Here is a 7,331-nt window from a genome sequence, read left to right as displayed (position 1 = left end):
GGTGAACGGACTGTTCGTCCGATCTCGTTGGTCGAACGGTCCGTTGACTCGTGTCGGTGTGGGGTGAACGGACTGTTCGTCCGATCTCGTTGGTCGAACGGTCCGTTGACTCGTGTCGGTGTGGGGTGAACGGACTGTTCGTCCCATCTGGTTGGTCGAACGGTCCGTTGACTCCGATCGCGCCGGTGTTGATCTCGGTCCGCCAACGATGCCCCGTTCGTGTTGTCGAGGTGGCCGTCGCTCGGCACAGTGACGGGCACTCGGAGATCGGAGGCACACGATGGTGCGAGCACGACCCGTTCGGATCACCCTCGCGGCGGTCACCTCCTGCGCGCTGATCACTCCGATGGCGCACGCCGCCCCCGTCCCGCCGCCCAAGGCGCCGGAGGCGATCGGCTACGGCGGCGCCGTCTCCAGCGTCGATCCGGACGCCACCCGCGCCGGCATCGAGGTCCTCCGGGCGGGCGGCACCGCGGCCGACGCCGCCGTCGCGGTCGCCGCGGCGCTCGGCGTCACCGAGCCCTACTCGGCGGGCATCGGGGGCGGCGGCTACTTCGTGCACTACGACGCGGGCACCGGCGAGGTCTCCACCCTCGACGGCCGCGAGACCGCGCCCGCCTCCGCGCACCCCGAGATGTTCCTGGAGGACGGCGAGCCGATCCCCGCCGCGGAGGCCATCACCAGCGGACTCGGCGTCGGCGTGCCCGGCACCCCCGCCACCTGGGAGCAGGCGCTGCGGCGGTGGGGGAACGAGGACCTGGGCGAGGTGCTGCGCCCCGCCGAACGCCTCGCCCGGGACGGCTTCGTCGTCGACGACACCTTCCGGGAGCAGACCGCCGCCAACCAGGAGCGCTTCAGCGCGTTCCCCGCGACTCGGGACCTGTTCCTGCCCGGCGGTGCGCCGCCCGCCACCGGCAGCACGTTCCGCAACCCGGACCTCGCCGCGACCTACCGCACCCTCGCCGCCGAGGGCCTCGACCCGCTGTACCGCGGTGAGATCGGCGCCGACGTGGTCGAAGCCGTGCGGAACCCGCCGGTCGACCCGGCGGCCGGGCGCACCGTGCGGCCCGGCGGCATGACCGCCGACGACCTGCGCGATTACCGGATCGAGGAGCGCGACCCGACGCACGTGACCTACCGGGGGCTCGACGTGTACGGGATGCCGCCGTCGGCCTCCGGCGGCACCACCGTCGGCGAGGCGCTGAACATCCTCGAAGGCACCGACCTGGGCGCGCTGGACGAGGCGCAGTACCTGCACCGCTTCCTGGAGGCGAGCAAGCTCGGCTTCGCCGACCGGAACCGCTGGGTCGCCGATCCCGCGTTCGGCGACGTGCCCACCGCGGAGCTCACCGGCCAGGAGTTCGCCGACTCCCGCGCCTGCCTGATCACCCCGGACGCGGTCCTGCCCGCCCCGGTCGCCGCCGCCGACCCGGGCGAGCCCGCGCCCTGCGCGCCCCGACCGCCCGAACGCGGCGGCACCCCCTACGAGGGCCCGAACACCACGCACCTCACCGTCGCCGACGCCCGCGGGGACGTGGTGTCCTACACGCTGACCATCGAGCAGACCGGCGGCAGCGGCATCACCGTGCCCGGGCGCGGGTTCCTGCTCAACAACGAGCTCACCGACTTCTCGTCCACCCCGGCCGTGCCCGGCGAACCCGACCCGAACCTGCCGGAACCCGGCAAGCGGCCGCGCAGCTCCATCAGCCCCACCGTGGTGCTGCGCGACGGGGAACCGGTGCTGGCGGTGGGCAGCCCCGGCGGCGCCACCATCATCACCACGGTGCTGCAGGTGCTGACCGGGCGCATCGACCGCGGCCTGCCGCTGGTGGAGGCGATCGCCCGGCCGCGCGCCTCGCAGCGCAACGCGCCGAGCACCGAGGCCGAAGCGGCCTTCCTGGCGCTGCCCGAAGCGGAGAAGTTGCGCGCCCTCGGGCACGAGCTCGACCCGTCCGCGGAGATCGGGGCCGCGACCGGTGTGGAACGGCTGCCCGACGGGCGCTGGCTCGCCGCCGCCGAACCGGCGCGCCGCGGCGGGGGAGCGGCCGAGGTGGTGCTGCCCGCCCCCTGACCCGGCCAGGTCGAGCGGGAGCACCGCCGACGCCGCGGCGCGCGGGCCGCCGGTGGGCTCCGGGCGCGGACGTCGCCGGTGCGGCGGTCGCCGCAGGAGGAATCGATCCCGCGGCGAGGAGGCCGCCGCGCGGGACGGCCACGGAGGCGGGGCGGGCGAGGACGAGCGCCCGGTCGGGCGGCGCGAGGGCGACGACTAGACTCGCCGGGTCCCCCCGCCGAGCCCGAACCGGGAGCCCGCGTGACCGTCCAGCCCGTCCGACTCTTCGGCGACCCCGTCCTGCGGACCCGCGCCGACGAGGTCGTGGACTTCGACAAGGAACTGCACGGCCTCGTGCGCGACCTGTGGGACACCATGCACGAGCAGGGCGGGGCCGGGCTGGCCGCGCCGCAGCTCGGCGTCGGGCTGCGCGTGTTCACCTACCGCTGCGACGGCTTCGAGGGCCACCTGATCAACCCGGGCTGGGAGGTCGTCGGCGAGGAGATGCAGGACGGCCCCGAAGGCTGCCTGTCCATCCCCGGCATGCGCTGGGACTGCCTGCGGCACAAGCGCGTCGTCGCCCGCGGCTGGAACATGCACGGCGACCCGGTGGAGATCGAGGGCACGGACCTGCTGGCCCGCTGCATCCAGCACGAGACCGACCACCTGGACGGGGTCCTGTTCGTGGACCGGCTCGACGCCGAGACCCGCAAGCGCGCGCTGCGCGAGATCCGGCAGGCCGACTGGTTCGACGGGCAGGTGCCGGTCGTCAAGGAGAGCCCGCACCCGCTGTTCGGGAAGCGCTGAGCATGCGGATCGTCTTCGCCGGGACGCCCGAGCCCGCCGTGCCCGCGCTGCGCGCGCTCCTGGACTCCGAGCGGCACGAGGTCGCCGCCGTGATCACCCGGCCGGACGCCCGCGCGGGCCGCGGCCGCAAGGTGCTGCGCTCCCCGGTGGGCGCGCTCGCCGACGAGCACGGCGTCGAAGTGCTCACCCCCGCCCGCGCCACCGACCCGGACTTCCTGGCACGGCTGGCCGAACTCGAACCGGACTGCTGCCCGGTCGTCGCCTACGGGGCGCTGCTGCGGCAGCAGGCCCTCGACATCCCGCGGCACGGCTGGGTGAACCTGCACTTCTCGCTGCTGCCCGCGTGGCGCGGCGCGGCGCCCGTGCAGTCCGCGATCCGGCACGGCGACGAGATCACCGGTGCCGCCACCTTCCACCTGGTCCCCGAGCTGGACGCCGGGCCGGTGTACGGCGTGGTCACCGAAGCGGTGCGCGACACCGACACGGCGGGCGCGCTGCTGGACCGGCTGTCGATCTCCGGCGCCGACCTGCTGGTCGCCACCCTCGACGGCATCGAGGACGGCACCCTGCGGGCCAGGCCGCAGCCCGCCGAAGGCGTCAGCTACGCGCCGAAGGTCACCCCGGAGGACGCCAAGGCCGACTTCGCCGCGCCCGCGCTCGCCGTGGACCGCCTGATCCGCTCCGTGACCCCCGACCCGGGGGCGTGGGCCTGGTTCCGCGACGAGCGGTTCAAGCTCGGGCCCGTCACCCGCACCGAGGAGACCGGGCTCGCACCCGGCGAGATCGACGTGCAGCGCCGCCGGGTGCTCGTCGGCACCGCCACCGAAGCGGTGCAGCTCGGCGAAGTGCAAGCCCAGGGCAAGAAGCGGATGGCGGCCACCGACTGGGCGCGCGGAACCCGCATCGAGCAAGGAGAACGCCTGCAGTGAACGACGACCGCCCCCGCCGTCCGTCCCGGCCGCGCGGCAGCCGCCCGCCGCAGCGCGGCAAGAACCCGGCTCGGCCGCCGGCGCAGGACCCGGCGCGGATGGCCGCGCTGGACACGCTGCGCGCCGTGCGCGAACGCGACGCCTACGCGAACCTGACGCTGCCCGGCCTGCTGCGGCAGCGCAAGATCAGCGGGCGGGACGCGGGCCTGGCCACCGAGCTCGCCTACGGCGCCTGCCGGGCCAGGGGACTGCTCGACGCGGTGATCGCCGACTGCAGCGGCCGCGAGGTGTCCGAAGTGGACCCGATCACGCTGGACGCGCTGCGGCTCGGCGTGTACCAGTTGCTGCGCACCAGGATTCCGGCCCACGCCGCCGTGTCCTCCACAGTGGACATCGTGCGCGGTGAGGTCGGTTCGAAGCTCGCCGGATTCGCCAACGCCGTGATGCGCCGCGCGGGCGAACGCGACGAACAGCAGTGGATCGAACGGCTCGCCCCCGACCGCGCCACCGACCCCGTCGGCCACCTCGCGCTGCGCCACGCGCACCCGCGCTGGATCGCGCAGGCCTTCGCCGACGCGCTCGGCGACACCGGCGACGAACTCGCCGCCGCGCTCGCCGCCGACGACGCCCGGCCCGCCGTGCACCTCGTCGCCCGGCCCGGCGAGATCAGCGCCGAAGAGCTCGCCGCCATCACCGGCGGCGACGAAGCGCCCTACTCGCCCTACGGCGTGCACCTCGAAGCGGGCGCCGGCGACCCCGGCGACCTCGAACCCGTCCGCGAGGGCTTCGCCGCCGTGCAGGACGAAGGCAGCCAGCTCACCGCGCTCGCCGTCACCCGGCCCGAGGTCACCGGCGGCGACACCCGCTGGCTCGACCTGTGCGCCGGACCCGGCGGCAAGGCCGGGCTGCTCGGCGCCCTCATCACCCTCGACGGCGGCACCCTCGACGCCGTCGAGCAGTCCGAGCACCGCGCCGAACTCATCCGCAAGGTCACCCGCGACCTCGCCGTCACCGTGCACGTCACCGACGGCCGCGAACCCGGGCTCGAACCCGGCTACGACCGGGTGCTCGTCGACGCGCCCTGCACCGGGCTCGGCGCGCTGCGCCGCCGACCCGAAGCGCGCTGGCGGCGGCAGCCGTCCGACGTCGCCGAACTCGCCAAGCTGCAGCGCTCGCTGCTGCTGTCCGCCGTCGGCCTCGCCCGCTCCGGCGCCGTCGTGGCCTACGTCGTGTGCTCCCCGCACCTGTCCGAGACCGAGGGCGTCATCTCCGACGTGGTCCGGCGCAGCGGGGCGGAACTCCTCGACGCGCGCGAGGCGTTCCCCGGCGTGCCCGACCTCGGGGACGGGCCGACCGTCCAGCTGTGGCCCCACAAACACGGCACCGACGCGATGTTCTGCGCGTTGCTGCGGGTGTCCTGACGTACTCCTGCTGCTCGGGGAGTGGGTGGGGAACCTCAGCGGTTCCCTCGCTGCGGGATCTTTTTCACAGGTGGCTCCGCCACATGCGAAAAAGCTGTCCTCGCGAGGGAACCGCTGAGAACCCGCTGGTGGTCCCGTTGCTCAGGTGGTCGCCAGGTCAGCAGCTTCGCCGCTGGGAGGATCAACTGATCAACTGATTCTGCGGCCCTCAGGCCGCTTCGCGGTGGGCGGTCGGGCGGAGGTGCGGTGGGCCTTGCGGGGCTCGGGGAGTGCTGGAGGTGTCGTCCGCCGCGGGCGGGCCGTCCGCTGCGGTGCGGTCCGCGTCCGCCGGGCCACCGCCGCCGGTGCGGTGCACCGCGAACAGCAGGCCCAGGCCGACCAGCAGCAGCGCGTGCGAGGCCACCCGCTCCACCGTCGCCGCCCCGATCACCAGGTCGTGCACCGAGAAACCGGCCAGCGCCGCCACGAACGCGCTCAGCACCGGCAGCACCCCCGCCGCCGTGCGATCGTGCCACGCCGCCCACAGCAACCCCACGCCCAGCGCCAGGTTCCAGGCGGTGCTCTCGTTGAACAGGTGCGCCGCCATGCCCGGCCCGCCGTGCGCCGCGTGCCCGTGCATGCCGATCAGCCCCGACAGCTGACCGAGCGCGAGCAGGATCTGCGCCACCGCGGTCAGCGCCAACGCCCCGCGCAGCACCCCGCGCGTGCGGCGCGGACGTTCCGCCGCCGCCAGCACCGCCCCCGCCAAGTCCGGGGTGGGCGCCACCGCCCGCACCCGCAGGTTCCGGGTCAGCGCCCCCGCCTCGGCCTGGAAGGCCCGGCAGGCCGCGCACGTCTCCAGGTGGGCGTCGACCTCGGATTCCGGAGCCTCCGGGAGCTCCCCGTCCAGCAAGGCCGACACCGAGGTCCGGCATCGTTCGCAGTTCACGGTCAGATTGTCGGCCGAGCAGGGGGAGGAGTTCCCGGCGGGGCTTCGACTAGTCTCGACCACCGTGACGCACTCGGAGGCCGAAGACACCCGTGTGACCGAGCTCGCGCTGGCCGCCGGGAAAGGTGACCGCCGCGCCCTCGAAGAACTCGTCCGGGCCACCCAGCGCGACGTCTGGCGGTTCCTCGCGCACCTCGCGGGCGTGCCCGCGGCCGACGACCTCGCGCAGGAGACCTACCTGCGGGCGATGCGGGCCGTGCGCACCTTCCGCGGCTCGTCCTCCGCGCGCACCTGGCTGCTGGCCATCGCGCGCCGCGTCGTCGTCGACCAGATCCGCTCCGAACGCGCCCGGCCGCGCACCGTCACCTCCGATTGGGCGCAGGTGGCCGAGAGCGGTGGCCGCACCGGACGCGGCTTCGAAGAACTCGTCGAAGTCGGCGTGCTGCTCGACGGGCTCGACCCGGACCGGCGGGAAGCGCTCGTGCTCACCCAGGTCCTCGGGCTGACCTACCTGGAGGCCGCCGAGGTCAGCGGCTGCGAGCTCGGCACCGTCCGCTCGCGGGTCGCCCGCGCCCGCGAAGACCTCCTCACCCGCTCCCGCGGGCAGGACACCGGCACCGGCTGAGGGAACATCCCGGGACCGTCCCCGGTTGTGCGGGAAGATCCATCGACCAGCAGCGGAGGACGAGATGCCAGGCACACCGGTAGAGGTGCACCGCACCGGCGAGCACACCTTCACCGCCACCAACGGCCGCGGCGGGCAGGTCACCATCGGCCGCGACGGCGCCCCCGACGCGTTCACCCCCGGTGAGCTGCTGCTCGCCGCCATCGCCGGGTGCTCCGCCGTCACCAGCGAGAACCTGCTGGTGCGCCGCGCGGGTGCGGACGCCGACATCGCGGTGCACGCCGACCGGGACAAGACCGACGCCGACCCGAACAAGTTCTCCGAGGTGCGGGTCCGCTTCGACGTGGACCTGAGCTCCGTCGCCGGCGCCGACCGGGCGAAGCTGCTCGACGCGGTGGAACGCGCCATCGAGCGGTACTGCACCGTCTCCCGCTCGGTCCAGGAGAGCACTCCTATTTCGTTGGAGCTGCCTCGGTGACGGTGGTGGTCGGCTGGCGGAACCTCAGCGCCCTCCTCGCTGCGGGATCGTTTTCACCGGTGGCTCCGCCACAGGAGAAAACGCTGTCCTCGC

Annotated in this window: 7 protein-coding genes; 6 read left to right on the top strand and 1 reads right to left on the bottom strand. The window is 74.4% G+C overall.

Translation table 11 applies throughout. The features are described 5' to 3' along the window. Positions 1–280: 280 nt before the first annotated feature. The 4 genes from ggt to LCD31_RS27020 all read left to right on the top strand — a co-directional run bounded on the left by ggt (position 281) and on the right by LCD31_RS27020 (position 5,207). A complete protein-coding gene (gene ggt, locus LCD31_RS27035; protein ID WP_224962697.1) occupies positions 281–2,071 on the top strand; it encodes a gamma-glutamyltransferase in 1,791 nt (596 codons plus the stop codon). Positions 2,072–2,311: 240 nt separating this feature from the next. Beyond that, positions 2,312–2,857, top strand: coding sequence for a peptide deformylase (gene def / locus LCD31_RS27030; RefSeq protein WP_224962695.1), 546 nt, complete (start codon positions 2,312–2,314; stop codon positions 2,855–2,857). A 2-nt stretch (positions 2,858–2,859) separates the two neighbouring features. Further along, a complete protein-coding gene (gene fmt / locus LCD31_RS27025; RefSeq protein ID WP_224962693.1) occupies positions 2,860–3,786 on the top strand; it encodes a methionyl-tRNA formyltransferase in 927 nt (308 codons plus the stop codon). After that, positions 3,783–5,207 (top strand): RsmB/NOP family class I SAM-dependent RNA methyltransferase, encoded by a 1,425-nt coding sequence (locus tag LCD31_RS27020; protein WP_224962691.1) that lies wholly within the window; start codon positions 3,783–3,785, stop codon positions 5,205–5,207. Before fmt ends, LCD31_RS27020 begins: the two co-directional genes overlap by 4 nt. A 208-nt stretch (positions 5,208–5,415) precedes the next feature. Here LCD31_RS27020 and LCD31_RS29410 read toward each other — a convergent pair whose 3' ends face one another. After that, positions 5,416–6,135 (bottom strand): zf-HC2 domain-containing protein, encoded by a 720-nt coding sequence (locus LCD31_RS29410; protein WP_308015876.1) that lies wholly within the window; start codon positions 6,133–6,135, stop codon positions 5,416–5,418. Positions 6,136–6,199: 64 nt separating this feature from the next. Here LCD31_RS29410 and LCD31_RS27010 point away from each other — a divergent pair, with 64 nt between their 5' ends. Together LCD31_RS27010 and LCD31_RS27005 are read left to right on the top strand one after the other, a co-directional pair. Further along, complete coding sequence (locus LCD31_RS27010) at positions 6,200–6,760, top strand: sigma-70 family RNA polymerase sigma factor (protein ID WP_224962689.1); 561 nt, start codon at positions 6,200–6,202, stop codon at positions 6,758–6,760. Between the two features lie 64 nt (positions 6,761–6,824). Then, on the top strand, positions 6,825–7,238 hold the full coding sequence (locus LCD31_RS27005; RefSeq protein ID WP_224962687.1) for an OsmC family protein: 414 nt from the start codon (positions 6,825–6,827) through the stop codon (positions 7,236–7,238). Positions 7,239–7,331: the final 93 nt, after the last annotated feature.

The sequence above is a fragment of the Saccharopolyspora sp. 6M genome (assembly GCF_020176775.1).
GTDB classification, from domain to species: domain Bacteria; phylum Actinomycetota; class Actinomycetes; order Mycobacteriales; family Pseudonocardiaceae; genus Saccharopolyspora_C; species Saccharopolyspora_C gregorii.
Note: the sequence above shows the minus strand (reverse complement) of the source record. Positions and strands in the feature narration are given on the sequence as shown.

What these genes read in the sequence shown, in the direction of transcription:
- fmt (WP_224962693.1), top strand. Translation starts at nt 2,860, where the DNA reads ATGCGGATCGTCTTCGCCGGGACGCCCGAGCCCGCCGTGCCCGCGCTG.
- LCD31_RS27005 (WP_224962687.1), top strand. Translation starts at nt 6,825, where the DNA reads ATGCCAGGCACACCGGTAGAGGTGCACCGCACCGGCGAGCACACCTTC.
- ggt (WP_224962697.1), top strand. Translation starts at nt 281, where the DNA reads ATGGTGCGAGCACGACCCGTTCGGATCACCCTCGCGGCGGTCACCTCC.